24 protein-coding genes are annotated in these 24,266 nt (G+C 71.3%); 13 read left to right on the forward strand and 11 right to left on the reverse strand.

Annotated features, from left to right (window positions below):
* The 3 genes from OG788_RS41345 to OG788_RS41355 all read left to right on the forward strand — a co-directional run bounded on the left by OG788_RS41345 (nucleotide 1) and on the right by OG788_RS41355 (nucleotide 3,661).
* Complete coding sequence (locus OG788_RS41345; protein WP_406376054.1) at nucleotides 1-300, forward strand: DUF6510 family protein; 300 nt, start codon at nucleotides 1-3, stop codon at nucleotides 298-300.
* A 290-nt stretch (nucleotides 301-590) separates the two neighbouring features.
* Nucleotides 591-2,978: an ATP-binding cassette domain-containing protein gene (locus OG788_RS41350; RefSeq protein ID WP_406376055.1), complete on the forward strand. Its 2,388-nt coding sequence runs from the start codon at nucleotides 591-593 to the stop codon at nucleotides 2,976-2,978.
* Between the two features lie 338 nt (nucleotides 2,979-3,316).
* On the forward strand, nucleotides 3,317-3,661 hold the full coding sequence (locus OG788_RS41355; RefSeq protein WP_406376056.1) for a carboxymuconolactone decarboxylase family protein: 345 nt from the start codon (nucleotides 3,317-3,319) through the stop codon (nucleotides 3,659-3,661).
* Between the two features lie 45 nt (nucleotides 3,662-3,706).
* Here the strand turns inward: OG788_RS41355 and OG788_RS41360 are convergent, their stop codons facing one another.
* The 4 genes from OG788_RS41360 to OG788_RS41375 form a co-directional block, all read right to left on the reverse strand.
* Nucleotides 3,707-4,951, reverse strand: a complete 1,245-nt coding sequence (locus OG788_RS41360) for a hypothetical protein (protein WP_406376057.1) — start codon at nucleotides 4,949-4,951, stop codon at nucleotides 3,707-3,709.
* A 145-nt stretch (nucleotides 4,952-5,096) separates the two neighbouring features.
* Nucleotides 5,097-7,394, reverse strand: coding sequence for a protein translocase subunit SecD (secD, locus tag OG788_RS41365; RefSeq protein WP_406376058.1), 2,298 nt, complete (start codon nucleotides 7,392-7,394; stop codon nucleotides 5,097-5,099).
* A gap of 198 nt (nucleotides 7,395-7,592) precedes the next feature.
* Nucleotides 7,593-8,258, reverse strand: coding sequence for a response regulator transcription factor (locus OG788_RS41370; protein WP_351553545.1), 666 nt, complete (start codon nucleotides 8,256-8,258; stop codon nucleotides 7,593-7,595).
* Nucleotides 8,255-9,205: a HAMP domain-containing sensor histidine kinase gene (locus OG788_RS41375; protein ID WP_406376059.1), complete on the reverse strand. Its 951-nt coding sequence runs from the start codon at nucleotides 9,203-9,205 to the stop codon at nucleotides 8,255-8,257. Before OG788_RS41375 ends, OG788_RS41370 begins: the two co-directional genes overlap by 4 nt.
* A gap of 395 nt (nucleotides 9,206-9,600) precedes the next feature.
* Between OG788_RS41375 and OG788_RS41380 the strand changes: the two genes are divergently transcribed.
* The 4 genes from OG788_RS41380 (at nucleotide 9,601) to OG788_RS41395 (ending at nucleotide 11,915) form a co-directional block, all read left to right on the forward strand.
* The gene (locus OG788_RS41380; RefSeq protein ID WP_351553551.1) at nucleotides 9,601-9,930 is read left to right on the forward strand and encodes a TraR/DksA C4-type zinc finger protein; all 330 of its coding nucleotides are present in this window, start codon (nucleotides 9,601-9,603) and stop codon (nucleotides 9,928-9,930) included.
* 67 nt (nucleotides 9,931-9,997) lie between these two features.
* Complete coding sequence (locus tag OG788_RS41385) at nucleotides 9,998-10,372, forward strand: TraR/DksA family transcriptional regulator (protein WP_406376060.1); 375 nt, start codon at nucleotides 9,998-10,000, stop codon at nucleotides 10,370-10,372.
* Nucleotides 10,369-11,175: a rod shape-determining protein gene (locus OG788_RS41390; protein WP_406376061.1), complete on the forward strand. Its 807-nt coding sequence runs from the start codon at nucleotides 10,369-10,371 to the stop codon at nucleotides 11,173-11,175. Before OG788_RS41385 ends, OG788_RS41390 begins: the two co-directional genes overlap by 4 nt.
* Before the next feature lie 65 nt (nucleotides 11,176-11,240).
* Complete coding sequence (locus tag OG788_RS41395; protein WP_406376062.1) at nucleotides 11,241-11,915, forward strand: formylglycine-generating enzyme family protein; 675 nt, start codon at nucleotides 11,241-11,243, stop codon at nucleotides 11,913-11,915.
* Between the two features lie 94 nt (nucleotides 11,916-12,009).
* Here the strand turns inward: OG788_RS41395 and OG788_RS41400 are convergent, their stop codons facing one another.
* Nucleotides 12,010-12,732, reverse strand: a complete 723-nt coding sequence (locus OG788_RS41400; RefSeq protein ID WP_406376063.1) for a Type 1 glutamine amidotransferase-like domain-containing protein — start codon at nucleotides 12,730-12,732, stop codon at nucleotides 12,010-12,012.
* A gap of 169 nt (nucleotides 12,733-12,901) precedes the next feature.
* On the opposite strand from OG788_RS41400, the gene OG788_RS41405 reads away from it, so the two are divergent.
* On the forward strand, nucleotides 12,902-13,390 hold the full coding sequence (locus tag OG788_RS41405; RefSeq protein WP_406376064.1) for a nuclear transport factor 2 family protein: 489 nt from the start codon (nucleotides 12,902-12,904) through the stop codon (nucleotides 13,388-13,390).
* A gap of 42 nt (nucleotides 13,391-13,432) precedes the next feature.
* Here OG788_RS41405 and OG788_RS41410 read toward each other — a convergent pair whose 3' ends face one another.
* From OG788_RS41410 to OG788_RS41420, 3 genes are all read right to left on the reverse strand, one after another.
* Nucleotides 13,433-14,608 carry an epoxide hydrolase family protein gene (locus OG788_RS41410; protein WP_406376065.1) on the reverse strand — a complete coding sequence of 392 codons (1,176 nt, stop codon included), beginning with the start codon at nucleotides 14,606-14,608 and terminating at the stop codon, nucleotides 13,433-13,435.
* Between the two features lie 262 nt (nucleotides 14,609-14,870).
* Nucleotides 14,871-15,191, reverse strand: a complete 321-nt coding sequence (locus OG788_RS41415) for a DUF6191 domain-containing protein (protein WP_406376066.1) — start codon at nucleotides 15,189-15,191, stop codon at nucleotides 14,871-14,873.
* 37 nt (nucleotides 15,192-15,228) lie between these two features.
* Nucleotides 15,229-15,606 carry a winged helix-turn-helix transcriptional regulator gene (locus OG788_RS41420; RefSeq protein ID WP_406376067.1) on the reverse strand — a complete coding sequence of 126 codons (378 nt, stop codon included), beginning with the start codon at nucleotides 15,604-15,606 and terminating at the stop codon, nucleotides 15,229-15,231.
* A 107-nt stretch (nucleotides 15,607-15,713) separates the two neighbouring features.
* Between OG788_RS41420 and OG788_RS41425 the strand changes: the two genes are divergently transcribed.
* Nucleotides 15,714-16,079 (forward strand): DoxX family protein, encoded by a 366-nt coding sequence (locus OG788_RS41425; RefSeq protein WP_406376068.1) that lies wholly within the window; start codon nucleotides 15,714-15,716, stop codon nucleotides 16,077-16,079.
* Nucleotides 16,080-16,177: 98 nt separating this feature from the next.
* Here the strand turns inward: OG788_RS41425 and OG788_RS41430 are convergent, their stop codons facing one another.
* The gene (locus OG788_RS41430; RefSeq protein ID WP_406376069.1) at nucleotides 16,178-17,350 is read right to left on the reverse strand and encodes an amidase domain-containing protein; all 1,173 of its coding nucleotides are present in this window, start codon (nucleotides 17,348-17,350) and stop codon (nucleotides 16,178-16,180) included.
* Between the two features lie 362 nt (nucleotides 17,351-17,712).
* On the opposite strand from OG788_RS41430, the gene OG788_RS41435 reads away from it, so the two are divergent.
* From OG788_RS41435 to OG788_RS41450, 4 genes are all read left to right on the forward strand, one after another.
* Nucleotides 17,713-18,669, forward strand: coding sequence for a helix-turn-helix domain-containing protein (locus OG788_RS41435; RefSeq protein WP_351553581.1), 957 nt, complete (start codon nucleotides 17,713-17,715; stop codon nucleotides 18,667-18,669).
* 103 nt (nucleotides 18,670-18,772) lie between these two features.
* Entirely contained in the window at nucleotides 18,773-19,771 is a 999-nt protein-coding gene (gene gap / locus OG788_RS41440) for a type I glyceraldehyde-3-phosphate dehydrogenase (protein ID WP_351553584.1), read from the forward strand.
* A 138-nt stretch (nucleotides 19,772-19,909) separates the two neighbouring features.
* Entirely contained in the window at nucleotides 19,910-20,617 is a 708-nt protein-coding gene (locus OG788_RS41445; RefSeq protein WP_406376070.1) for a hypothetical protein, read from the forward strand.
* An 84-nt stretch (nucleotides 20,618-20,701) separates the two neighbouring features.
* Complete coding sequence (locus OG788_RS41450) at nucleotides 20,702-21,031, forward strand: antibiotic biosynthesis monooxygenase (RefSeq protein WP_351553592.1); 330 nt, start codon at nucleotides 20,702-20,704, stop codon at nucleotides 21,029-21,031.
* A gap of 211 nt (nucleotides 21,032-21,242) precedes the next feature.
* Here OG788_RS41450 and OG788_RS41455 read toward each other — a convergent pair whose 3' ends face one another.
* Together OG788_RS41455 and OG788_RS41460 are read right to left on the reverse strand one after the other, a co-directional pair.
* Entirely contained in the window at nucleotides 21,243-22,475 is a 1,233-nt protein-coding gene (locus tag OG788_RS41455) for a hypothetical protein (RefSeq protein WP_406376984.1), read from the reverse strand.
* A 368-nt stretch (nucleotides 22,476-22,843) separates the two neighbouring features.
* The gene (locus OG788_RS41460) at nucleotides 22,844-24,151 is read right to left on the reverse strand and encodes a glycosyltransferase (RefSeq protein ID WP_406376071.1); all 1,308 of its coding nucleotides are present in this window, start codon (nucleotides 24,149-24,151) and stop codon (nucleotides 22,844-22,846) included.
* Nucleotides 24,152-24,266: the final 115 nt, after the last annotated feature.

A 24,266-nucleotide genomic window follows, 5' to 3' on the forward strand; every position in this document is an offset into this window, starting at 1 on the left:
ATGAGTACGCTCCCCGTCGACGAGTCCTACGACGACGACACCTACCAGGACGGCAATGCCCTGGCCGGCCCCCTCTCGGAGGTGTTCGCCGTCGATGTGACGACGGCCGTCAGTTCCTGCACCGGGTGCGGCAGTTCGGGCCCGCTGGCCCGACTGCGGGTCTACGGCAAGGCCCCGGGACTGGTCGCCCGCTGCCCGGACTGCGCCCAGGTCGTTCTCCGCCTGGTCCGCGGTCCGGACGCCGCCTGGCTGGACCTGCGCGGCACCGTCTGCCTCCGTATCCCGCTCGCCGACGGCTGAGTGCGCGTCCGGCCGGTCGGCAGTGATCACGCCCGGCGACGGCGGCCGGACCGGAAACGGTCAGGAATCGAGAAGCGCCGGCCACCGGGCCTCACCTAGCGTGTCCGCAGGGACCTCGGCACATCACGTCGGCACGCACCGCCGGTGCGGTACGTCGTGGACGGTGGCCGCGACCGAGCGGCCGGAACCGGCCGAGAAGCACCCGGCGTACCGCGCGCAGCTGGTTGGATCGAGCCAGGCGATGCCGGCGGGGACCGCGAGGGCGGCCCCGCCCGACAGATGGAGACACGATGAGCAAGGCCACGAGGACGGACACGCAGTCGCCTGCGCCGCACGGTGCCGACAGCCACGATCTGATCCGCGTGCTCGGCGCGCGGGAGAACAATCTCAAGGACGTCAGCATCGAGATCCCGAAGCGCCGGCTGACGGTGTTCACCGGAGTGTCCGGCTCGGGCAAGAGCTCGCTGGTGTTCAACACGATCGCCGCCGAGTCACAGCGGCTGATCAACGAGACCTACAGCAGTTTCGTGCAGGGATTCATGCCCACGCTCGCGCGGCCCGAGGTCGACGTCCTGGAAGGGCTGACCACCGCGATCATCGTCGACCAGCAGCGGATGGGTTCCGACCCCCGCTCCACGGTCGGCACCGCCACGGACGCCAACGCCATGCTGCGCATCCTCTTCAGCAGGCTGGGGAAGCCGCACATCGGCCCGCCCAGCGCCTACGCCTTCAACGTCCCCTCGGTCAAGGCGAGCGGTGCCATCACCGTGGAGCGCGGTGCCAAGAAGACCGTGAAGGCGACCTTCAACCGCACCGGCGGGATGTGCGGGCGCTGCGAGGGCCGGGGCACGGTCTCCGACATCGACCTCACCCAGCTCTACGACGACTCCAAGTCCCTCAACGACGGCGCCATCACCATCCCCGGCTACGGCTCGGACGGCTGGAACATGCGGCTCTACAAGGAGTCGGGCTTCGTCGACCCGGACAAGCCGATCCGCAAGTACACGAAGAAGGAGCTGCACGACTTCCTCCACCACGAGCCGACCCGGATGAAGATCGCGGGCATCAACATGACGTACGAGGGTCTGATCCCGCGGATCCAGAAGTCGATGCTCTCCAAGGACAAGGAGGCGATGCAGGCGCACATCCGGGCGTTCGTGGACCGTGCGGTCACCTTCACCACCTGTCCGGAGTGCGACGGCACCCGGCTCAGCGAGGGCGCGAGGTCCTCGAAGATCAAGCGGATCAGCATCGCCGACGCCTGCGCCATGCAGATCAGTGACCTGGCCGAATGGATCCGCGGTCTCGACGAGCCGTCGGTGGCGCCGCTGCTCTCCGCGCTCCAGCAGACCCTCGACTCGTTCGTGGAGATCGGCCTGGGCTACCTCGCCCTCGACCGCACGTCGGGCACGCTGTCCGGCGGCGAGGCACAGCGCGTCAAGATGATCCGCCACCTCGGCTCCTCGCTCACCGACGTCACCTATGTCTTCGACGAGCCCACGGCGGGCCTGCACCCCCACGACATCCAGCGCATGAACGACCTGTTGCTGCGGCTGCGCGACAAGGGCAACACGGTGCTCGTCGTGGAGCACAAGCCGGAGACGATCGCCATCGCCGACCATGTCGTCGACCTCGGCCCCGGCGCCGGTACGGGGGGTGGCTCCGTCTGCTTCGAGGGAACCGTCGAGGAGTTGCGGGCCGGCGACACCGTCACCGGCCGCCATTTCGACGACCGGGCCTCCGTCAAGGAGACCTTGCGCGAGCCCACCGGCACGCTGGAGATCCGCGGCGCGTCGGCGAACAACCTGCGGGACGTCGACGTCGACGTCCCGCTGGGGGTGCTGGTCGTCGTCACCGGCGTCGCCGGCTCCGGCAAGAGCTCGCTCGTGCACGGGTCCATCCCGGCCGGCGAGGGTGTGGTGTCGATCGACCAGACTCCGATCCGCGGCTCGCGGCGGAGCAACCCGGCGACGTACACGGGTCTGCTCGACCCGATCCGCAAGGCGTTCGCGAAGGCCAACGACGTGAAGCCGGCACTCTTCAGCGCCAACTCCGAGGGCGCCTGCCCCACCTGCAACGGTGCCGGCGTCATCTACACGGACCTGGCGATGATGGCCGGCGTCGCCACCACCTGTGAGGACTGCGAGGGCAAGCGGTTCGACGCGTCGGTCCTGGAGTACCGCCTCGGCGGCCGGGACATCAGTGAGGTGCTCGCGATGTCGGTCGAGGAGGCCGAGGAGTTCTTCGGCACCGAGGACGCGCACACCCCGGCCGCGCAGCGGATCCTCACGCGGCTCGCCGATGTCGGGCTCGGCTATCTCACCCTCGGGCAGCCGCTCACCACGTTGTCCGGCGGCGAGCGGCAGCGGCTCAAGCTGGCCACGCACATGGCGGACAAGGGAGGCGTCTACGTCCTCGACGAGCCGACCACCGGCCTGCACCTCGCCGACGTCGAGCAGTTGCTCGGTCTGCTCGACCGGATCGTCGACTCGGGCAAGTCGGTGATCGTCGTCGAGCACCACCAGGCGGTCATGGCACACGCCGACTGGATCATCGACCTCGGGCCGGGCGCCGGTCACGACGGCGGCAGGCTCGTCTTCGAGGGCACGCCGGCCGACCTCGTCGCCGCCCGCTCCACCCTCACCGGCGAACACCTCTCGGCGTACGTCGGGTCCTGACCGAGGTCCTCGCGGACGCGGGGGACGAGTTCTCGCCTCGGGATCGCGGTGATCTCGGCCGGAACTCGTCCCGCCCGACCGCCGGCCATGGTCGGGTGACCCGTCCGATCGGGAGTCGAGAGGTGCCGGACGCCGGACGCCGAACAGCGTTCGCCCTGACCGCAGGTGGCGGCCCGACGGCCGGGCCGCCCCGGTCAGGACGGGCGCTCCCGGACCGACCGGGCTCCGCGCGCGCCCTGCCCGAAATGCTTCTACGGTTGACGCACAGAGTGGCGCCCGCGGACAGCAGCTCCTTCCGCCTCCAGCGCCCCCGTCAGCGCATCAGGAGGCCGGCCGCCATGACCACCGCATCCGAAACCCCTGTCCTGGACACCCTCGCCGCCATGACCGTCGACTCCCTCGAGCGGTGCGGACTGCCCCCGGACACGCTGATCCTCACCCGCATCGCGGCACTCGCGGCCTCGGACGCGCCCCCCATCTCCTACCTCGCGCACATCGCCCCCGCCATCGAGGCCGGTCTGACCATCGCTGAGGTGCAGGACGTCCTGGTGGCCATCGCCCCCATCGTGGGTACCGCCCGCGTCATGACGGCGGCCGGCCACATCACCGAGGCGCTCGGCGTCGCGATCACCGTGGCCGACGCGGAGATCGAGGCGCAGCTCGAAGCCGAGACCGGGCGCTGAGCGCCGGTCGCCGGCCGGCGACCGACGCCCGGTTCGGCAGATGCGCTAGATGCGGTCGGGATCCGCCTCTGCCAGGCCGTACCGCAGGGCGATGGGATTCCACACCTTGGTGAAGGCCTTCTTCGCCCTGCTCGCATCCCTGTTGTGGGGTGCGGCCTCGTAGTCCTCGCCGGGCACTTGGCCATGCCCGCATCCCGCGACCCCGTAGGCGTCGACCGAGTCGACGATGTCCGTGGCCCAGGAGGCGTACGCCCGGTCCGCCTCCGCGGATGCCGTCCACGCCCGGGACAGATCGTCCAGAGCCTCGGCCAGGTCGCCGTCCGCCTGCGGGGTCAGCAGGCCGATCCGGCGGACGAAGTCGTCGCGCGTCTCCGCCACGTCCTCCAGACCGTCCCGCGCGTCCCTGACCGAACTCGACTCCTCCGTGCAGTTCTTGGCCGTGGCGATGGCACTCCCCACCCGCGCGCGCAGCGGGTCGTTCTCCTCCAGCAGACTCTGCACCTCGGTGGCGATGTCCTCCGGCGATGTCGGCGAGGCGGACTCCGGCACATCCGAGCCGGAAGGGTCGGTGGACGGGCCGCTGGGCGGGGCCGGGTCCGACGCCGAAGGCGGAGCGGGAGTGCCGGCTCCCTCGGGCACGGCGTCGGAGGTGGCCCGAACCGTGTGCGGCTGAGCGGCGGACCGGTCGGAGGTCAGCCACACCGCGGCGGCCGTGGCACCACCGGCGATGACCGCGCTCGCCACGAGAGTTGCCGTGATGACACCCCAGCCGATCCCGCGCCGCCGAGGCTGTGGCGCGGGGGCCGGTACGACCCGGTCCGCGGGCGAGAGGTGAGGAATGCCGGTGGTCGCCTGACCGGCGAGAGCGGCGAGGTGCTGCCCCGCTTCGGCCGGTGCCGCCTGGGGCACTGTGACGGATTGAGCGGCGGCGGGTTCCTTGAGGAGGCCCATCACGGGGACGCTCGTCGCGGGAGCTGCGGGAGCTGCGGGAGCTGCGGGAGCTGCGGGAGCTGCGGGAGCTGCGGGAGCTGCGGGAGCTGCGGGAGCTGCCGGAGCTGCCGGGGGTGCGGGATCCGCCTGCTCCGAGGGCTGTTCCTCGGTGTGGCCGACGGGCGTCTCGGGCGCGGCCCCGGCCGGGTTGTCGGACGCGGTGGCCGTCGGGTGGGTCGGCTCGTCCGCGCCCCGAGCCTCCATGGCGGGGTGTTCCTCCCGCATCACTCGGTAGGCGGAGTAGGGATCCGCCGCGAACTCGGCCGAGAGGATGTCCGGAATCCGTCGTGCCGTGGTCATGGAACTCCTCACGCTGGACACCTGCGTCACGTGCGAGCCCAGGGATCGCCCGGGGCTCCGACAGGCAACTCCTCCCCGAATCAGGTGTGTTGATGCGCTCGCGGCGGATGCGGCAGCCGTTGCTCGGTGTCGTCCGCGCACGCCTTCATCGGAACCGGCGCCCTCCGGAGCCGAGGGCGGGTACGCGTCCGGCCGACGAGCGGGCGCGGTCGTCCAGTTCGATGGCCAGGGGGGTGGCGGTGAACATGGAGGAGTAGGTGCCCACTGCCAGGCCGATGAGGAGAGCGAGGGCGAAGTCCGCCAGGGTGTCGCCGCCGAGGACCGCCAGTGCCGTGAGGATGAAGGCGGCGCCCATACCGGTGTTGACGGTACGCGGAAGGGTCTGGAGGAGCGCCTTGTTGGCCGTGCGGGCGAACGGCACCCTGCTGTCCTGGCGCCGCAGTTCCCTGACACGGTCGAAGACGACGACCGAGTCGTTGACGGAGTAGCCGATGACCGTCAGGAGCGCGGCGAGGAAGACGCCGTCGACGGGCTTGCCGAGCCAGGCGAAGACACCGACGAGGATCACGACGTCGTGGGCCAGCGCGGCGACCGCCGCGGTTCCCAGCAGCCAGCGGAAACGGGCGGCCAGGTAGAGGAGTTGGGCGGCAAGCGCGATCACGAGGGCGACCAGAGCGCCCTGGCGCAGCTCCTTGCCGAGGCTCGGGCCGATGGTCTCGTCGCGGAGTTTGTCGGCCCGTGTGGTCAGGTCGCCGACGACTTGGGTGATCGTGGCTGCCTGAGCGTTGGTCAGCTGGTCTGTCCTGACGGTGAGTTGACGGTCGCCGGAGGTCTGGACGACGGCCCGCGGGAACCCCGCGTCGGCGAGCGCGCCGCGCAACCGGTCGGGGTCGACGGGGGTCGCGGTGGAGTATTCGATCAGCCGGCCGCCGGTGAATTCGATGCCGAGGTCGAGGCCGCGCACTGCGATTCCGGAGGCGGCCAGGACGAGAGCCGCGGCGGAGGCGGCCAGCCAGCGGCGCGGGGCGCGCATCAGGTCGGGATTCCTCCGGGTGAGGTGGTCGCGGACACGGCCGGTGTGGGCGATGCCGGTGGCGCGGGGACGGCGGCGTATCAGGGAGCGCGCGGCGGCGTACTCCGCGAGGACACGCGTGATCACCAGGGCGCTGAACATGGACGCGAGGACGCCGATGCCCAGCGTGACGCCGAAGCCGCGTACGGGTCCGGTGGCGAGGAAATAGAGCAGGCCGGCGGCGATGAGGGTGGTGACGTTCGAGTCGGCGATCGCGCTGAAGGCACCGCGGAATCCGGCGGTCAGGGACGAGCGCGGGGTGGGACGTTTTCGTGCGGCGTAGTCTTCGCGGGCGCGCTCGAGGACGAGCACGTCGGCGTCCACCGCCATGCCGATGGCCAGCACGAACCCGGCGAGTCCGGGCAGCGTGAGGGTGGCGCCGACGGCGGCCAGGGCGGCGTACGAGATCAGGGCGTAGCAGGCCAGACCGATGGTGGCCAGGACACCCATGAGCCGGTAGACGATGCCGATGAACAGCGCGGTCAGGGCGGTGCCGAGGACGGCGGCCCAGGCGCCGGCCGCGATGGCCTCCGCGCCGAGGGTGGGACCGATGATGCGCTGCTCGACGGTCTCCACGGGCACGGGCAGGGCGCCGCCGTTGATGAGTAGGGCCAGTTCGCGTGCCTCGCCGTCGCCGAAGGAGCCGGTGATCCGGGTGGAGCCGCCGCCGATCCCGGAACCGCAGGACACCGAGGGATCGACCTCGGGCGATGAGATGACCTTGGAGTCCAGGACGATGGCGACACGGCGGGACGGATCTCCCGCCGGACGGCAGGCGGCCTCGCCGGTCAGGCGGGCCCATCCGTCGCGGCCGGCCCCCTTGAAGTCGACGGTGACATGCCACCCGGCACCGCCCTGCTGGTCGAAACGGGCGGCGGCTTCGTCGACGTCCTTGCCGGCCAGCGTGGCGGACTGCAGGCGCAGGAACCGGCCGGACTCGTCGGGCAGGACCAGCTGGCGAGGCCGCTTGGGCAGGGACGCGGGCTTGTCCTCCGCGTCGGCGGCGCTGCCGAGGACCGGGTGGAAGGTGAGCTGAGCCGTGCGGCCCAGAACATCAGTGGCTTTCCTGGGGTCCTGCACTCCGGGCAGTTCGACGACGATCCGGTCGCTGCCGGAGCGGACGATGGTGGGTTCGGCGACTCCGAGCGCGTCGATGCGGCCCCGCAGCACCTCCACGGTGCGGTCCGTGGCCTGATAGTCGGAGTCGGAGTCGGAGCCGTCGGCGGGTGACGTGGGGCGGGTTTCCAGCACGATCTGGGTTCCACCGCGCAGATCCAGTCCAAGGTGGACGGGCACGGTGAAGGCGACGTAGAGCGACAGGGCGACAGCGGCGAGAGCGAGCAGTCCTCGGATGCGCAGGGCGCGGGTCAAGGCGGGCCTCCGGCAGGCGAACGCGGCCAGGACAGTGGCGGCGGTGATCGGGACAGGGGCATGGAGATGTCTCGGCCGGTGATGGCCGGTCGGAAGCGGTCCCGCGCGCCGGTGGGGCCGGGGCTCAGGCCGGGGGAGGCCTCAGGGCTCCGACGGGGGAGTGGGGCCGGAGCCCTGAGGCGGTCGGCGGGGCGGAGGTCAGGGCTCGATGAGGCCGGCACGGATCGCGTACCGCGTGAGCTCCAGGCGGTCGCGCAGACCGAGCTTGTGGAGCATGTTCGCCCGGTGCCGGTGGACGGTCTTGATGCTGATGAAGAGCATCTCGGCGATCTCCTTGGAGGAGTGGCCCTCGGCCACGAGCTTGAGCACTTCCTCCTCGCGGGGGGTGAGGACCTGCTCGGGGAGCTCCTCGCCGTCGTGGACGCGGTCGAGGTAGTTGCGGACGAGCGCGGTGACCGCGCCCGGGTACAGGAAGGGCTCGTCCCGCATGGCGGCCCGGCAGGCGGCGACCAGATCGCGGTCGGCCACGGACTTCAGCACGTATCCGCTGGCGCCCACCTTCAACGCCCGGAAGAAGTACTGCTCGTTGTCGTGCATCGTCAGCATCAGGACGCGTACGCCCGGCTTCAGCGCGATGAGCTCGCGGGCGGCCTGCAGACCCGTCATCCGGGGCATGGCGATGTCCAGTACGACCAGGTCGACCGCGTGTTCGCGGGCCATGGCGATGGCCTCCGCGCCGTCCCCCGCCTCGGCGACGACCTCGAGATCCGGCTCGCTGTCGAGGATGAGCCGCACCCCGCGTCGTACCAGCGCGTGGTCGTCGGCGAGAAGGATACGGATCACGGAGGCGTCGGACGGGGTCATGACTGCTTCCTCGGGTCGGGCACGGTCAGCCGGATCTGCGTACCGGAGGACGCGGAGGTGATGTCGAGAGTGGCCCCGATGAGCAGGGCACGCTCACGCATCCCGCGGATCCCGGCGCCCTCCCGCGCGACGCCGCACCCGTGGCCGTCGTCCGTGACGGCGAGGACGACCGTGCCACCGGTGTGGCGCAGGCTCACCTCGACCCGCCCGGCCTCGGCGTGCCGGGCGGCGTTGGTCAGGGCTTCCTGGGCGACGCGGTACAGCACCAGTTCGGTCTGCTGGTCCAGGGGCGGCAGACCGGTGTCGAAGGCGCGCAGCACACGCAGTCCGGTGTGGGTGGAGAACTCGGTGGTCAGTGAGGTCAGGGCGCTGACCAGACCTAGATCCTCCAGCACCCCGGGCCGCAGTCGGCGCACCAGACGGCGCACCTCGTCCAGGCTCGCCCTGGTGATCTCCTGCGCTTGCTGGAGCTCGCCGCGCAAGGGCTCGGCGGCCTCGTCCGACGACCGCTTCAGGGACAGCAGGATCGCGGTCATCGTCTGCCCGACCTCGTCGTGGAGCTCCTGGGCGATACGACGCCGTTCCGCCTCCTGCGCGATCAGGACACGGGCGCTGCTGGCGGCCCGTTCATGCTCGAGGCGCTCCAGCATGGCGTTGAAGGTGCGGATCAGCTCGGAGATCTCCCCGCGTCCACGCTCCGGCAGCCGCCGGCCCGGGCGCAGCAGGTCGACGGTGGTCATCAGCTTCTTGAGCCGGGCGACCGGAGCCAGCCCGATCCGCAGCAGGGCGGCGTTGGCCACCAGCATGACGGCCAGACCGCCCACGAGGATCACGGCCTCGGTCAGCACCACCGGCACGGAGACGGTCACCGGAGCCCACAGCAGCAGCGCGGTGGCGCTTCCGAGCACCAGCGCGTTCAGCGCGAAGATCCGCCAGAACAGGGACAACGGGATGACACCTTCCTCGTGTGCGCGGCTTCTTCTCTACTGTCGGTCACCGCGCACCCGGAGCATGAGCTGCGGCCGTTTGTCTCGACCGGCCTGCTGCCCAGCCTGCCTGGGTCCGGCTCCGTCCGTCGATGGGGTCCCATGCCCATTTCCGCACCCGGGCCCGGCCCCGCCGCGAGGGCTGTCCGGACTTCGTACCTGCTGGTCCTCGGCGTGCACGGGTGCTTCGGAGGCGGGCCGCAGATGGGTACTGCGCCCGATGGGTTTCGCGCCGCGCATCGGCGAGGGTGAAGGCATCGCACCGCCACCGTGTCGCGGAGCCGTGCTCCGCACGGGACCCCGGCCCCGTCACGTCGTGCCGTACGTCACTCTCCGTGTTGCAGGAAGGACCCACCATGTCGCTCGACACGCCCCGGACCGGACCCCACCGAACTGAGCTCCTGACGGCGCACGAGGCACGTCAGCGTCTCGAACACGAACGCAATTCCCGGCTGACGCAACTGCGGGCCATCGACGAGGCCGGCGAGGACGCGGAGGAGCAGGTCATGTCGGCGCAGAAAGACGTCATCGAGCGTGTCCTCGGCGAGATCGACGCCGCCTCCGGCCGTATCCAGGACGGCAGTTACGGATTCTGCCAGGCCTGTGCGACGTCCATCCCGGTCGAGCGCCTGGAGATCCTGCCGTACACACGTTTCTGCGTCCCGTGCCGGCGCGACACCGCCTGACGAGCGGCCGTCCGTCCTGCGCGTCCCGTCCGGCCGTGTCCGTTTCCCGCCCTGCCCGAGGGGTGAAGTGGTGACCCATCAGATCATCGGCGACCGCCGTACGACCCTGTCGATCGAGGACCTCGCCGCGCTCCGCGAGAACCTCCACGAGCAACGCCTGTTCCGGCAGGAGCAGCTCCAGCAGCTCGCGGCCGCCGCCACGAACGCCACCGAGGCGCTGCCGACCCGGCAGACCGCCTCCCGGATCGAGGTCCGCGTGAAACTCGCGGCCTCCGCCCGCATGGTTCTCGCCGACGTCGAAGCGGCTCTCCAGCGCATGGACGAGGGCCGCTACGGCGCCTGCCACCTGTGCCGCGAGCCCGTCGACCGGGAACTTCTGACCATCGTGCCGCAAGCCCGATACTGCGGGCGCTGCCGGCGGGTCAGGGAGGCCGGACGGTGACCACGACACCCCTCCCCGGACGGCACCGGCCCTGGCCCCGGTGCCGGCACTGCACCGGCATCGCGCTGGACCTCGGCAGCTCCCGCACCCGCGCCTGGATGTCCGGCCGGGGAGCGATCCTCGACGTGCCGACGGTGACCTTCTCCGGCGGCGGCGCCGCACACCCCGTCCAGCGGGGCACGATCGTCGACACCCCCGGAACGGCCCGGATGCTCGACCGTCTGCTCACCCACCGCCTGCCCCGCACGGGCCGCCCCCTCCTCATCCTCACCACACCCGTCCTCGGCGGAATCGCGTTCCGCGCCGAGGCCCGCCTCGCGGTCGAGAGCCTGCGACCGCGCACGGTGCTGACCGTCCCGGCCGCACGGGCCGTCGCGGCCGCCGCCGGCGCCGACCTGAGCACGCCCCTGCTCGTCGTGGACCTCGGGGCCCACGTCACCGAGGTCGTCCTCCTCACCGACGGCACGGTCACCGATGCCCGCCGCACCGCTCTGGGCACCAGTGATCTGGACGGCCTCACCCCGTCCACGCGGATCGCCGACGCCGTCGTCGCCATGGTCACCACCATGCTGGAGCAGGACCACACCACCCAGACCCTCGACGCCGTGCACCGAGGAGCGCTCCTGGCAGGCGGAGGGGCCCTTCGCCCCGACATCACCTACCGCCTCACCCAGCACCTGCACGCTCCCGTCAGACCCGCCCCGGCCCCCCACACCGCGGCTGTCCGCGGCGCGGCCCACCTGCTGGCGGCGGCCCACACCCACCCGTCGTCGCTCTCCCTCTGCCCGCCGACCGTGCGGTGAGGTGGGCGCGCACCACGAAGGCGTACGACGCCGTCGCGGACACGCGCCGGTAGGATCGTCCGCTCATGGATACGGGCACGGAGCACGAGATGATCGCGATCCCGGCGGGGCGGGTCACCCTGTCGGACCGGCGGACACAGCGCAGTTGGACGGTGGAGTTCGCGCCGTACGCCATCGGGGAGCACCCGGTCACCCAGGGGCTGTACGCGGAGGTCACCGGCCTGTGTCCGAGCGGCGGGCGTGGGGACCGGTTGCCCGTCGAGGGCGTCTCCTGGTGGGACGCGGTGCGGTTCTGCAACGCCCTGTCCCGACGCGAGGGACTGAGGCCCGTCTACCGTCTCGGGGCGGACGACGAGGACATCGAACGCGACGCGTCGGCCGACGGATACCGGCTGCCCGGCGAGGCGGAGTGGGAGAACGCCTGCCGGGCCGGCACGACCGGACCGCGTTACGGCCCTCTCGACGAGATCGCCTGGCATCGGGGCAACTCCGGCGAGCGGATGCACGAGGTGGGCGGCAAACGGCCCAACTCGTGGGGCCTGTACGACATGTTGGGCAACGTGTGGGAGTGGTGCTGGGACATCTACGACCCCGAGATCTACGGCAGCTACCGGGTGCTACGCGGCGGTGGCTGGTTCGACGAACACTGGAGCTGCCGAGCTTCCGTAAGGCGCCGCAGCCACCCCACCTTCACGGTGGACGACGTCGGCTTCCGTGTCGCGCGGTCCCTGGTCGGCTGATCCGGGTGTGAGAGGGGAGCCCAGTCCTTCAGCCCTGTTCTTCACCGGCCCGTCCCGCGACTGCCCGGCGGCATCCGCGAGGTGACGGCCCGGACTATTTCCCTTCCGTGAGGAGGCGACACGGCAGCGCTCGCTCCCGGGCGGCGCTGAGCCCGTCCGGCTCGACCCTGTAGAGGTGGGCCCGTGGCGTGCGGGTCACCGCTTCGGTCAGAACGCCGTCCGTGAACAGGGCGCCGACACCGTCCTCCAGAGCCCACCCGGCCGGGAGTCCACCGGTTGCCACGGCTGCCCGGTAGGAGGGGCGGCGGCCCGGCTCGGTGTCGTAGTGCGGGCAGACCGACCCGGACAGGAGGCCCAGCCCGTCGGGCAGAGACGTCAGCGGTCCGAAGGAGTCGGTGTGGGAGCCCGCGGCCCAGCAGTTGGCACCGGCGCTGATACCGCAGAGCAGCGTTCCGCGGTCGTAGGCCTCGCACAGCAGCCGGTCCACACCGTGCACACGCCAGACCGCGAGCAGGTTCGCGGTGTTGCCGCCGCCTACGTAGACGACGTCTTGGGAGAGCAGGAACGCTCGCAGCGCGTCGTCGTCGAGCTCCCTCCGGAACAGCGGCAGGACACTGGGCTCACAGGCGCGTGGCGCGAACGCCGCGAGAAACCGCTCGACGTAGCCGGCGGCATCTCCACTGGCCGTGGGCACGAAGCACACCCTGGGGCGTGAAGCCCTCGCTCTGCCAAGGACCCATGCGTCCAGCAGTCCGTCGTCGTCGATGGAGAAGCCACCCCCCAGCAGAGCCAGCCGACGCACGGGAACGGCCGTCACGGAAGAGCCTCCTTCGCAAGCGGGTCCGTCAGAGCCGACGGTGCCGTGAACCCTGCCGGGTCGCCGCGTGCGCCCGCAATCGCATATCCCGCTGTGGAGTGATCAGCTTCTCTCGTCGCCGCGTAGAATCAAGTGGTGGGCGCCCCGGCCGGGTTGGTAGGAAGTGGAGATGACAACGCGCGATCTCGACCCTCTGGATCTTCTCCTCGCCGAACGTGCCTGTGAGCGGCTGGTCCTGGAGCTGGTTCGTCGGCTCGACCTGGGTGATCCGAGTACGGTGTGCGACCTCTTCACACCGGACGGCGTCTGGGAATGGCCGTACGACGGGCGACGGATCGAAGGCCGGGAGGCACTGCGGGCCTACTTCGGTTCGCGGCCGGTGGACCGGCTGTCCCGGCGGATGTGCACGAACATCCTGGTCACCGTGGACTCGCCGGACACGGCCGCGGCGACGACCTACTTCACCACTTACCGGGTCGACGGTCACACCGAGGGCACGTTGGTTCCGCCGCGGCTGCCCGCGAACATCGGTCACTACGAGGACACCTTCCGCAGGGTCGACGGCGTCTGGCTCATGGCGACGCGCACGCTCGTCCTGCCGTTCGGCGGGCCGACGGAACGCCTGGACGCGCCGACCGGCCCTCCACGGTCGCTGTGATGCCGTCCCGCCGTCCGACCCCGCCGGGGCGAAGCCCCTTCCTCAGCCCGTCACCGACGCCCGGTAGGGGCGGAAGAACGCGCGCAGTTCCTCCGCGTAGAGCTCGGGCTCCTCGAAGGGGGCGAAGTGGCCGCCGCGCGGCGGCTCGGTGACGCGCGCGAGGTTCGTCGTGCGCTCGAGCCACGCCCGCGGCGGGCGGACCACGTCGCCGCGGAAGATCGAGAAGCCGGACGGCACCTCGACACGGCGGGCGAGCTGCGCGGGCGCGATCGCGCCGTTCGCGCGGTACATGCGCATGGACGAACCGATCGTCTCCGTGAGCCAGTAGAGCGTCACGTTCGTGAGGATCTCGTCCTTCGTGAAGGACCGTTCGATGTCGCCGTCGCAGTCGCTCCACGCCCGGAGCTTCTCGACGATCCAGGCCGCGAGGCCGGCCGGTGAGTCGGTGAGCCCCACGGCTGCGGTCTGGGGCTTCGTGCGGTGCATGGCGGCGTACGCGCCCTCGGTGCCGCCCCAGGCCGCGGCGCGCTCCATCCAGTCCCGCTCCTCCGGTGTGAGGTCGGCGGGATCTCCGGTGAAGACGGGCAGACCACCGTCCATGCGGTGGACGGCCACGACGCGGTGCGGGTGGTCGAGCGCGAGATAGCGGCTCACATGGCTGCCGAGATCACCGCCGGCCGCGCCGAACCGCTCGTATCCGAGGACGTCCATGAGCTCGGCCCACAGACCGGCGACGGCGATGGAGTCGAGTGGCCGGCCCGTGGGGCGGTCGGAGTATCCGAAGCCCGGCAGGTCGGGCACGATCACGTCGAACGCGTCGGCGGGATCGCCTCCGTGCGCGCCGGGATCCGCCAGCAGCGGGATCACCTTCGTGTAGCGCCAGAACGAGTCCGGCCAGCCGTGGCTGAGCACCAGCGGCAGGACGGGCCCGGCCGGTGCGACGGCCCGGGCGTGCACGAAGTGGATCCCGAGACCGCCGAGCCGGACGCGGTACCGCGGGAGCCGGGCGAGCGCCGCCTCCCGCGCCGGCCAGTCGAACCCGTCGGCCCAGTAGGCGACGAGCTCGCGGAGGTAGTCGAGGTCGGTCCCGAGTGACCATCCGGCGTCCTCGGGGGCGTCGGGCCAGCGCGTCCCGCGCAGTCGTGAGCGGAGGTCGTCGAGGGCGGCCGGGGCGGTCCGCGGAGTGAACGGCTCGGCGCGAGGCGCGACATCAGGCATGAGGGGCATCCTAGGGAGCGTGCCGCGGGACGTCCCGAACGCGCCCGCAGGCGTGGCGCCGCCGGCGGTCACCCTCCAGGGGCCCCTGACAGGAGGAGCCCGTGTCGCCGTTCCGCCGGGCGGCGGTATCGCGGTGGATCGACGACCTGCGGCCGGCGCGCTCCGCGCCGAAGTGCCGTCGAGCCCGCCGCACCGCCGGGCGACGAGCGAACTCCTCGCCGGGTGGGGAGTGGGTCCCCGGCGGGCGGACCTGAGCGTCGGGTCACCGGCCGCGCTGAGGCAGGCGGACGACCGCCGTTCCGCCGTCCAGATCCACCACGGTCCGGTTCGGCGGTGCTCCGTCCTCCTCGTCGTCCCGCAGGATGAGCGCCGACTGCCGCTCCTTCAACTCGCTCTGCTTGCCCGGCGAGAAGCTCGCGTGCAGCTGCTCGAAGCCGGTCGCCGATATCTGCCCGTGCCGGACGCTGTTCCGCCAGGGGAGCAGTCCGGCTCGCCCCGCACGCAGCACCAGCTGGTCGGCGAAGGCCACCGCGGTCAGAAGTATGACCAGCCCCGGCAACGTCATGAAGACCACGAATCCCATCCCCCCAGTATCCGCCGTGCGGGGCCGGAGAGAGCCGTCAGCCGGTCCGTTGCTCGTACGCGGCCCTGCTGGCCTCGATCTCCGCGATGTGTTCGATCGCCCAGCCGGCGAGCGCGAGCGCCGGGGGTATGAGGCTCTGTCCGGTCGGGGTCAGCGCGTACTCGACGCGTGGTGGGACCTCCGCGTAGGCCGTCCGGGACACCAGGCCGTCGCGCTCCAGGTTCCGCAGGGTCAGCGTCAGCATCCGCTGCGAGATGCCGGGTATCTGCCGCTGCAGGTCGGTGAAACGCAGGTGTCCCCGCTCGAGGGTCGTCACGATCAGCAGCGTCCACTTGTCGCAGATGCGGTCGAGCACGGCGCGGATCGTCTGACCGCCGTCCCCGCGGATCATGCACGTGTGCTCGTACTGCGACATGACAACTCCCTGTGGGTAGCGCACATCCATGTGCCTTTTGTAAGCCTCCCGACCGTGACACATCATGAGGCAACTTACGCCCGGTAACTATTGTGCGAGGGGTCGCTATGGACGTCGCCTACTGGATCGTCGCAGCGCTGCTGGCGGTGTTCTACGTCTACGCCGGAGGCAAGAAGGTCCTGCAGAGCCAGGAGCGCCTCCAGCCCATGATGGGGTGGGTCGATCGCGTTCCCATGCCGCTCGTCAGACTCATCGGGACACTGGAGGTCCTCGGCGCGGCAGGCCTGATCCTGCCACCGCTCACCGGGATCGCGCCCTGGCTCGCCGTCGCCGCGGCGGCGGGCCTCGTCCTCCTACAGGTCGGCGGAATCGCCGTCCACGTCTCTCGCGGCGAGGCCCGGCTGATCGGGCTCAACATCGCCCTGCTCCTGGCCGCCGCGGCGGCCGTCCAGCTGGGGACCACCTGGCTCTGACCGGCCCGCCGCGTGCCGGGGACCCGGCACGGCGCCCCGCGCAACGAAAAGGCGGGAGTCGGCACATGGTGCCGACTCCCGCCCCGGAACGCGACCGCTCAGGTGCGGTAGGCGTAGTACGCCGCGTTCGGGTACGACGCGATGATGCTCGCCAGCGACCTGTTGTAGGTGTTGGTCGAGTGGTACGACACATACGGCACACCCTGCGGGCTGCGGTACGTGACGATCATGGTGTGGTCCTTGGACCCGTCCTTGTTGAAGTCCATCTGGAGCACGTCACCGACGTCCGCCTGATAGACGTTGGCGAGGCTGGTGACCCGCTTGGACGACAGGGCGAACCACGAGAACTCGTTGACGCCGACGAACGAGTCCGACTGGATGTCGGCGTTGCCGAACCACTTGTGGAAGTCGTTCGTGTAGCCGGGAACGTGCTTCCAGCCGCCGGCCTTCAGGGACTGGCTGACGAAGTTGGTGCAGTCGCCGCCGGCGCCCTCCCCGTTGAAGTCGGGGTAGGCCGGGTTGTAGTTCTTCCAGTACTTGGCCGCGTACGCCGCCATGGCCTTGTAGTCGTAACCGGTGGCCGAGAAGTTCTTCGGCTTCGACGGCGCGGGCCGCGTGGTCGCGGAGCGCGTCGCCGAGGGCGGGGCGGTGTCGCCGGTCATCGGCGTGGCGACGAGCGGTGTGGTGGCGACCTGGTTGACCGCGACCCCGTCGTCGGTGTCACGGACGCCCGTGAGCTGCCAGTCGCCCTTGCGGTCGGCCTTGAACGTCAGCTCGTGGTGCGCCACGAAGCCGGTGGTCTTCGGCTCGGTGCCCTTGGCCTCGTCGTAGGTCAGCGTCGTCGTCTCGGTGACGGTGACCTTGGCGTGACGGCCCTTCAGCTGCGTACGGTCCAGCGACACAGTCGTGTTGGCCGCGCTGTACTTCTCGCCGAGCGACGCCAGGCGGGCCTTGCGGCTCTCCAGCTGCGACAGCGCGGCCTTCTCGGCGTGCGTCTGGGTGGAGGACAGCCGCACGTCGCCGGAGAACCGGGACGCCTTCCGCTTGCTCTCGTCGTTGTCCACCAGGGCGTCGGTACGGTCGGTGAAGACCGCGTCCGCCAGCCGCTGGAAGGTGGCCTTCGTCGACGCGTCCACCTTGGGGTCGGCGGCGACATTCGCCGCGCCCGCGGACCAGTTGGGCAGCAGAGCCGCACCGGCGACGACCGACGCGGCCGCCGCCCCGACTATGGTCGCGCGCTGCCGCTTACGGCTCAGTTTCCTTGATTTCAATGGTGTTCCCCTCTACGCCGGTATTCGATACCGGAGCCGCATCCTCGCACGACGTGTGAGGCTCCTGTGAAGGGGGTTACCGAAGCGGTATCACGGCTCCGCGGATGGCGGTAGCTCCGCCGGCGGGAGGGACCGCTCCCCGCGGCCGGGTCCTGCCCGGGCCCGGGTCATGGGCTCCGAGACCGCCCCGGCCGGAGGTGAGGCCCCTCGCCGATTCCCGTGACGGGTCATCACATGTCGGAGCGAGAGGGGGCAATCCGGGCGATCGTGTCGCATCGGGCGCCACTCCATCCGGTGGTGGAGGAGTCGACGCGAGACCCATCGAAAGCCATGGACGAGGAGGCCCACGTACCCTCTTCACCGTGGCAGCCTCCCCCTTGCATCACGTCGCCGTTCTCGTGCTCGAGGGGGCGAAACCGCTCGATGTCGGCATCGCCGCGCAGGTGTTCACGACCCGCGCGAGCATGCCGTACGAGGTACGGGTGTGCGGCGCGGAACCCGGTCTCGTGACAGGCGGCGACGGCCTGTCGTACCACGTCGCCCACGGACTCGAACAACTCGCCTGGGCCGACATCGTCTTCGTCCCCGGCTACCGCTCACCGGACCGTGAGGACCCGCCGCGCGCCGTCGTCGACGCGCTGATCGACGCCCACGAACGGGGCGCACGGCTCGCCGCCATCTCGACGGGCGCCTTCGCGCTCGCGGCGACGGGGCTGCTCGACGGAAAGCGCGCCACGACCCACTGGCACTACACGCGGGCGCTCGCGGCGAAGCATCCGCTCGTCAAGGTCGACGAGAACGTCCTCTTCATCGACGAGGGAAGCGTGCTCACCTCGGCCGGCGCCGCGTCGGGCATCGACCTGTGCCTCCATATTCTGCGGGGCGACCTCGGGGTGGCCGCGTCGAATCATGCGGCCCGCCGCCTTGTCGCGGCCCCCTACCGCAGCGGCGGTCAGGCGCAGTATGTGCCGCGCAGCGTTCCCGAACCGCTCGGCGAGCGCTTCGCCGCGACCCGCGAATGGGCGCTGCACCGGCTCGGCGAACCCCTTTCTCTCGAGGTGCTCGCCCAGCACGCGGCGGTGTCGCCCCGCACCTTCTCGCGGCGCTTCGCCGACGACACGGGATACACACCGATGCAATGGGTCATGCGAGCCCGCATCGACATGGCCCGCGAGCTCCTCGAGCGTTCGCAATGGAGTGTCGAGCAGATCGCCGCGGGCGTCGGTCTCGGTACCGGCGCCAATCTGCGACTGCATTTCCACAAGATCCTCGGCACCTCCCCGAGCGAGTACCGGCGCACCTTCACCCAGGGCGAGTAGTCCGCGGGCGGGTGGCGCGATCCTTGCGGACCATGGCGATCTCGCCGCTGTCACGGCCCGATGCCGCGAGCGAACCTGGGAGGGAACCGAAGGGACACCACTCATGACTCGTATCGCCATCAATGGATTCGGCCGCATCGGACGCAACGTGCTGCGCGCCCTGCTCGAACGCGACACCGACCTGGAAGTCGTCGCGGTCAATGACCTGACGGAGCCCGCCACGCTCGCGCGGCTGCTCGCCTACGACTCGACCTCCGGCCGGCTCGGTCGCCCGGTGACCGTCGACGGCGACACCCTCGTGGTCGACGGAAGGCGCATCAAGGTGCTGGCCGAGCGTGAACCGGGCCAGTTGCCCTGGGCCGAGCTCGGCGTCGACGTCGTGCTGGAGGCGACCGGCCGTTTCACCTCGGCCAAGGCGGCCGGAGCCCACCTCGACGCGGGTGCGAAGAAGGTCCTCGTCAGCGCGCCGGCGGAGGGCGCCGACGTGACGCTCGCGTTCGGTGTCAACAACGACGCCTACGACCCGGACGTGCACACGATCATCTCGAACGCGTCGTGCACCACCAACGCGCTCGCGCCCCTGGCCGCGGTGCTCGACGAACTCGCCGGCATCGAGCACGGCTTCATGACGACCGTGCACGCCTACACGCAGGAGCAGAACCTGCAGGACGGCCCGCACCGCGACGCCCGCCGTGCCCGTGCCGCCGCGGTCAACATCGTGCCGACGACGACCGGCGCCGCCAAGGCGATCGGCCTGGTGCTGCCGAACCTCGAGGGCAAGCTCTCGGGCGACTCGATCCGCGTGCCCGTCCCGGTGGGCTCGATCGTCGAGCTCAACACCACCGTGGCCCGCGACGTGACGCGTGACGAGGTCCTGGAGGCCTACCGCGCCGCGGCCGAGGGGCCGCTCGCCGGCGTGCTCGAGTACTCGGACGACGCGCTCGTGTCGTCCGACATCACGGGCAACCCGGCTTCGTCGATCTTCGACTCCGCCCTGACGCGCGTCGACGGCCGCCACATCAAGGTGGTCGCCTGGTACGACAACGAGTGGGGCTTCTCCAACCGTGTGATCGACACGCTTCAGCTCCTCGCCGCCGGCTGACGGAAGGCCGCGGGGCAGGGGCGCTACTCCACAGGGCGGGGGCGCCGTGCGCGGCGCCCCGCCCCTGGAGACCACCCGGGGGCGGCCATCAGGAAACCGTTCGACAGGCCCGGCCGGGACGCGCCATGATCCACACCCGTGGATACGACGAAGCAGTCCCTGGTCCTGGCCGCAGCGTCCAACAACGCGGAATGGTGCGCGGCGATGAGCCGGACGCACGGCTCGGTGGGCCGATTCGGGCCGCAGGCCTGGGCTTCCCCGACCCGCACTCCGCGGTACTACCCGGACGCGGTCACGTTGGTCCCGGGCGCCGACCCCACCGCGCTGGCGGCCCGGATCGACATCGCGCCCGGGGCGTCCGTCAAGGACAGCTTCGCCGATCTCGATCTGACGGGAGCGGGATTCCAGGTGCTGTTCGAGGCACAGTGGATCCACCGTCCGGCGATCGCGCCCGCCACCGCCCCGGAGCTCGTCTGGGACGTCGTGACCGGACCGGACGCTCTGCGTGCCTGGGCGCACGCCTGGGACGACGGAGACGGCGGTGCGGACCTCTTCCGGCCCGAACTGCTCGACGACCCGGCCACGTTCGTGCTGGCCGGGCGGTCCGCGCACGGCCGGGTCGTCGCCGGCGCGACGGCGAGTCGCAGCGGCCGAGTGGTCGGAATCTCCAATGTCTTCGCGCTCGACGGCGGCCCCGACACGGCATGGCCGGTCGTCCTGGAGGCGGTGCACTCGCTGTTCCCGCTGCTGCCGGTGGTCGGGTACGAGCACGGCGAGGCCCTCGCGGCGGCGGTTCGCCATGGCTTCGAGCCCATCGGCCCGCTGCGCGTCTGGCTGCGTGCCTGATCGACGGGCCGCTCGAGCCGTCCCGAGCCCGGCGCGGGGCGGTCCATGGGCCTTCCGCCCACGGTCGTGCGGCAGGATGGGGTCATGAGCGTAGTCAAGATCAACGTACTGACCGTGCCCGCCGAACAGCGGGAGACGCTGGAGAAGCGCTTCGCTTCCCGCGCCCACGCGGTGGAGGGTTCCGACGGGTTCGAGTGGTTCGAGCTCCTCCGCCCCGTCGAGGGCACCGACAGCTATCTCGTCTACACCCGGTGGCGTGACGAGGAGTCCTTCCAGGCCTGGATGGAGGGCCCGATGAAGGCCGCCCACCAGGGCGGTGACGCGCAGGGTGCCGAGCGTCCCAAGCCGGCGGCGAGCGGGTCCACGTTGTGGTCCTTCGAGGTCGTACAGCAGGCGGAGCCGACCAAGTCGTAGACGGATCGTCGCGCGACCGGCCGGCGGTGCCGCGGTGCCGTCGGCCGGTCGCGAGCCGGCGGATGATGCCTCAGGCGGCGGGGGCGCTCGTCCGGGGCCACCCGGATCCACCGGCGGCATCAGGGGCGGACCGGCGTCGTGGACAACACGGTTCTCGCTCTGGAGATCAACTGTCGTGCGCTGAGCGGCAGTTGACCTGTGGGGGCGTCGGTCACGGGATACCGGCCTCGAACAGGACGTATCCGGCGTAGGAGCCCGAGGCGAGTGCCGCGATGGTGAGGACGGTGCACAGCACCGGTGTGCTGAGCCGGCGCATGGCGGTGGCGCACGGGATGAGCAGGGGGAAGGCGGGGAGCAGATAGCGGGAGACGTTGCCGAAGATCTGCTGGCTCCCCAGGACGAGTGCCATGGTCAGGAGCGTGTAGACGGTCAGGACGAGGGGCGGGCGCAGCCGGAACAGCAAGGGCAGGATGATCAGGGCCAGCAGGACGGTGGCGGCGCCGATGGCATCTTCGTAGGGGTAGGCGTAGAGGTAGTCGAAGTGGCCGACCAGGAGTGAGCCGAACACCTTGACGGTGTGTCGGCCGTAGTCGAACGAGTGGGCCCAGGCGCCGTCCTGCAGTTTGAAGTACCCGCCGTAGTCGCCCATCCGGTGGCCCACCCAGCCGAGGTAGCCGGCCAGGCCGACCGGGGCGATCGCGACCGCCGTCAACGGGCGCAGGACCGCGCCCCGGCGCGCTCTCCCGTCGGGGAGGGGGGTGTCTCCCCAGCGGCGCACCGCGCGCCGATGGCGCAGCAGGTCCATCAGCACGGCGAGAGTGAGGGCCGCTATCAGCGCGGTGGCGGTCGGCCGGGTGAGTCCGGCGGCGCAGGTCAGGAGACCGGCGGTGAGCCAGTGCCGGCGCATGACGGCGTAGCAGGCCCAGGCGGCGAGGGCGATGTAGAGGGATTCCGAGTAGGCGGACCACTCCATGCCGGAGCCGGGCCAGACAGCCCAGAGTCCGGCCGCGGCCAGCCCGGCGCGTCGGCCGCCGACCCGGGCGGTCACGGCGTGGATGCCCAGCGCGGCCACGAACGACGCGGCGACGGAGACCACGAGGCCGGCGCCGAGCAGGCCGAGTCCGGTGCAGGACGAGACCAGGCGCATGAGGGCGGGGTACAGCGGGAAGAAGGCGGCCGAGTTGCCCTCGAGGGTGATCAGGCCCGTGGCACCGGGCACCGGCACGAGCGCGGGGTGGTAGCCGTGCGCGGCGATCTGCTGGTACCACCAGCCGTCCCAGGTCGCCAGGACGTCCCAGACGTGGGCGCCACCCCCGAAGCGGGGGTTCTTTCTGCGGAAGTCCCCGGAGGAGTCCAGCAGGAACATGAAGACGCAGAAGCCGATGAGCTTGACCGTGCCGTAGAGCGCGAGGACCGGGCCGTGCCGCCGCGCCGCCCCGCACAGCCGCGTCCACCCGTCGTGGGCCCGGGCACGGGCATGGTCGCGCGCCGAGGTGATGGCGGGGGCGTGGGAGGCAAGCAGGACCCTCGCGGGCGCTTCGGTGGGGACCGGTGACGGGTGGGAGCCTTGGCCGTGACGGTCCGTCGCCCAAGCCGTTGTCCTGTCCTGCGTAGCCGCGTCGCAACCGGCTCCCTCGCCGTTCGCGGAGGCGCCGTGCGTCGGACGAGTGCCGTGGGCCGCGGAAGCGCCCCGCGTCGAGCGGGTGCCGTGGGCCGTATCCGGACCGTCCGCCGGCTTGTCCATGGGCCAACGGACGCCAGTGCGGGGCCTGTTGTCCCGTTCCGTCGGGGAGTTCGCGGGGCCGTGGTCGTTCATCGCGACCCGGTTCCCGTGCCGTTGCCCCGCGCTGCGGCGGTGAACACCCAGGTGCGCAGGAGCAGGAAGCGCAGCAGTGTCGCGGCCAGGTTGGCGGTGACGAGGACCGCGATCTCGGTGGGCCGTCCGGGCCCGGGCGTCCAGCGGTGCAGCGCGGCCAGTGAGCCGCTGGTGAGCGCGAGACCGAGGCCGAAGACGGCCAGGCCCTTGGCCTGGTGGCGCAGTGCGCCGCCCCGGCCGCGCAGTCCGAAGGTGAGCCGTCGGTTCGCGGCGGTGTTGGCGATGGCGCAGACCAGCAGCGCCCACGCGTTGGCGGCCTGCGGCCCCGCCGCCGGGCGCAGGGCCGCGTACAGGAGGACGTACCCGACGGTGCTCACCGCGCCCACGGCGCCGAACCGCAGCACCTGTGCCGTCAGTGAGCCGGGCGGCCCACCCTCGGGCGCGCGCCCGAGCCGTGCCGTCGGCAGCGTGCCACGGGCCAGCGCGCGGCCGATCCTGGCGATGCCGCGCAGGTCGGCGACGGCCGTGGAGACGAGGTCGACGCGGCTGTCGGGGTCGTCCACCCAGTCGACCGGTACCTCATGGATACGCAGCCCGGCGCGTTCGGCGATCACCAGCAGTTCGGTGTCGAAGAACCACCCCGAGTCCTCCACCAGGGGCAGCAGGCGCTCGGCGACATCGCGGCGGATCGCCTTGAAACCGCACTGCGCGTCGGAGAAGCCCACGGCGAGAGTGGAGCGCAACAGGGCGTTGTAGCAGCGGGAGATGATCTCGCGGCGGGGGCCGCGGGTCACCCGGGAGCCGCGGGCCAGCCGGGAGCCGATGGCGATGTCGGAGTGCCCGGATATCAGCGGGGCGACCAGCGGAAGCAGTGCGTTCAGTTCGGTGGACAGGTCCACGTCGACGTAGGCGAGTACCGGGGCCTTCGAGCCCGACCACGCGGTGCGCAGGGCCCGGCCGCGTCCCTTCTCGTCGAGCCGGATCCACGTGGCCTCGGGAAGGTCGGCGGCCAGCCGTGCGGCGATGCGCGGAGTGGCGTCGGTGCTGGCGTTGTCGGCGACGGTGATCCGGAACGGGTACGGGAAGGTGTCGCGCAGGTGGGCGTGCAGGCGCCGCACGCTGGGCTCCAGGTCCGTCTCCTCGTTGAACACGGGAACGACCACGTCCAGGACGGGTTCCGCGTGGTCAGCCGGCAGCGGAAGGCGGACGGGCAGGCTGTCGACGGACCGTCGCTCCACGGGCTTGCGCGCCACCTGTAGTCCCCTCTCGAAGTCCGTGGGAGCGGACCGCAATGCCTTCGTCATGATGTGTCCTGTTCTGTTCGCCGTCGCAGGGCAGGCCGAAGACGCTCGCGGCCGGACTGCGACAACGGAGTGCGGATGGGGGTGCGCGGGCGGGGGCGGCAGGGAAGGTGGAGGT

The sequence above is a fragment of the Streptomyces sp. NBC_00647 genome, from assembly GCF_045207245.1.
Taxonomy (GTDB): Bacteria; Actinomycetota; Actinomycetes; order Streptomycetales; family Streptomycetaceae; genus Streptomyces.

What these genes read in the sequence shown, in the direction of transcription:
- OG788_RS41360 (WP_406376057.1), bottom strand. Translation starts at nt 4,951, where the DNA reads ATGACCACGGCACGACGGATTCCGGACATCCTCTCGGCCGAGTTCGCG.
- gap (WP_351553584.1), top strand. Translation starts at nt 18,773, where the DNA reads ATGACTCGTATCGCCATCAATGGATTCGGCCGCATCGGACGCAACGTG.
- OG788_RS41350 (WP_406376055.1), top strand. Translation starts at nt 591, where the DNA reads ATGAGCAAGGCCACGAGGACGGACACGCAGTCGCCTGCGCCGCACGGT.
- OG788_RS41410 (WP_406376065.1), bottom strand. Translation starts at nt 14,608, where the DNA reads ATGCCTGATGTCGCGCCTCGCGCCGAGCCGTTCACTCCGCGGACCGCC.
- OG788_RS41420 (WP_406376067.1), bottom strand. Translation starts at nt 15,606, where the DNA reads ATGTCGCAGTACGAGCACACGTGCATGATCCGCGGGGACGGCGGTCAG.
- OG788_RS41460 (WP_406376071.1), bottom strand. Translation starts at nt 24,151, where the DNA reads ATGACGAAGGCATTGCGGTCCGCTCCCACGGACTTCGAGAGGGGACTA.
- OG788_RS41450 (WP_351553592.1), top strand. Translation starts at nt 20,702, where the DNA reads ATGAGCGTAGTCAAGATCAACGTACTGACCGTGCCCGCCGAACAGCGG.
- OG788_RS41395 (WP_406376062.1), top strand. Translation starts at nt 11,241, where the DNA reads ATGGATACGGGCACGGAGCACGAGATGATCGCGATCCCGGCGGGGCGG.
- OG788_RS41355 (WP_406376056.1), top strand. Translation starts at nt 3,317, where the DNA reads ATGACCACCGCATCCGAAACCCCTGTCCTGGACACCCTCGCCGCCATG.
- OG788_RS41405 (WP_406376064.1), top strand. Translation starts at nt 12,902, where the DNA reads ATGACAACGCGCGATCTCGACCCTCTGGATCTTCTCCTCGCCGAACGT.
- OG788_RS41380 (WP_351553551.1), top strand. Translation starts at nt 9,601, where the DNA reads ATGTCGCTCGACACGCCCCGGACCGGACCCCACCGAACTGAGCTCCTG.
- OG788_RS41345 (WP_406376054.1), top strand. Translation starts at nt 1, where the DNA reads ATGAGTACGCTCCCCGTCGACGAGTCCTACGACGACGACACCTACCAG.
- OG788_RS41415 (WP_406376066.1), bottom strand. Translation starts at nt 15,191, where the DNA reads ATGGGATTCGTGGTCTTCATGACGTTGCCGGGGCTGGTCATACTTCTG.
- OG788_RS41370 (WP_351553545.1), bottom strand. Translation starts at nt 8,258, where the DNA reads ATGACCCCGTCCGACGCCTCCGTGATCCGTATCCTTCTCGCCGACGAC.
- OG788_RS41425 (WP_406376068.1), top strand. Translation starts at nt 15,714, where the DNA reads ATGGACGTCGCCTACTGGATCGTCGCAGCGCTGCTGGCGGTGTTCTAC.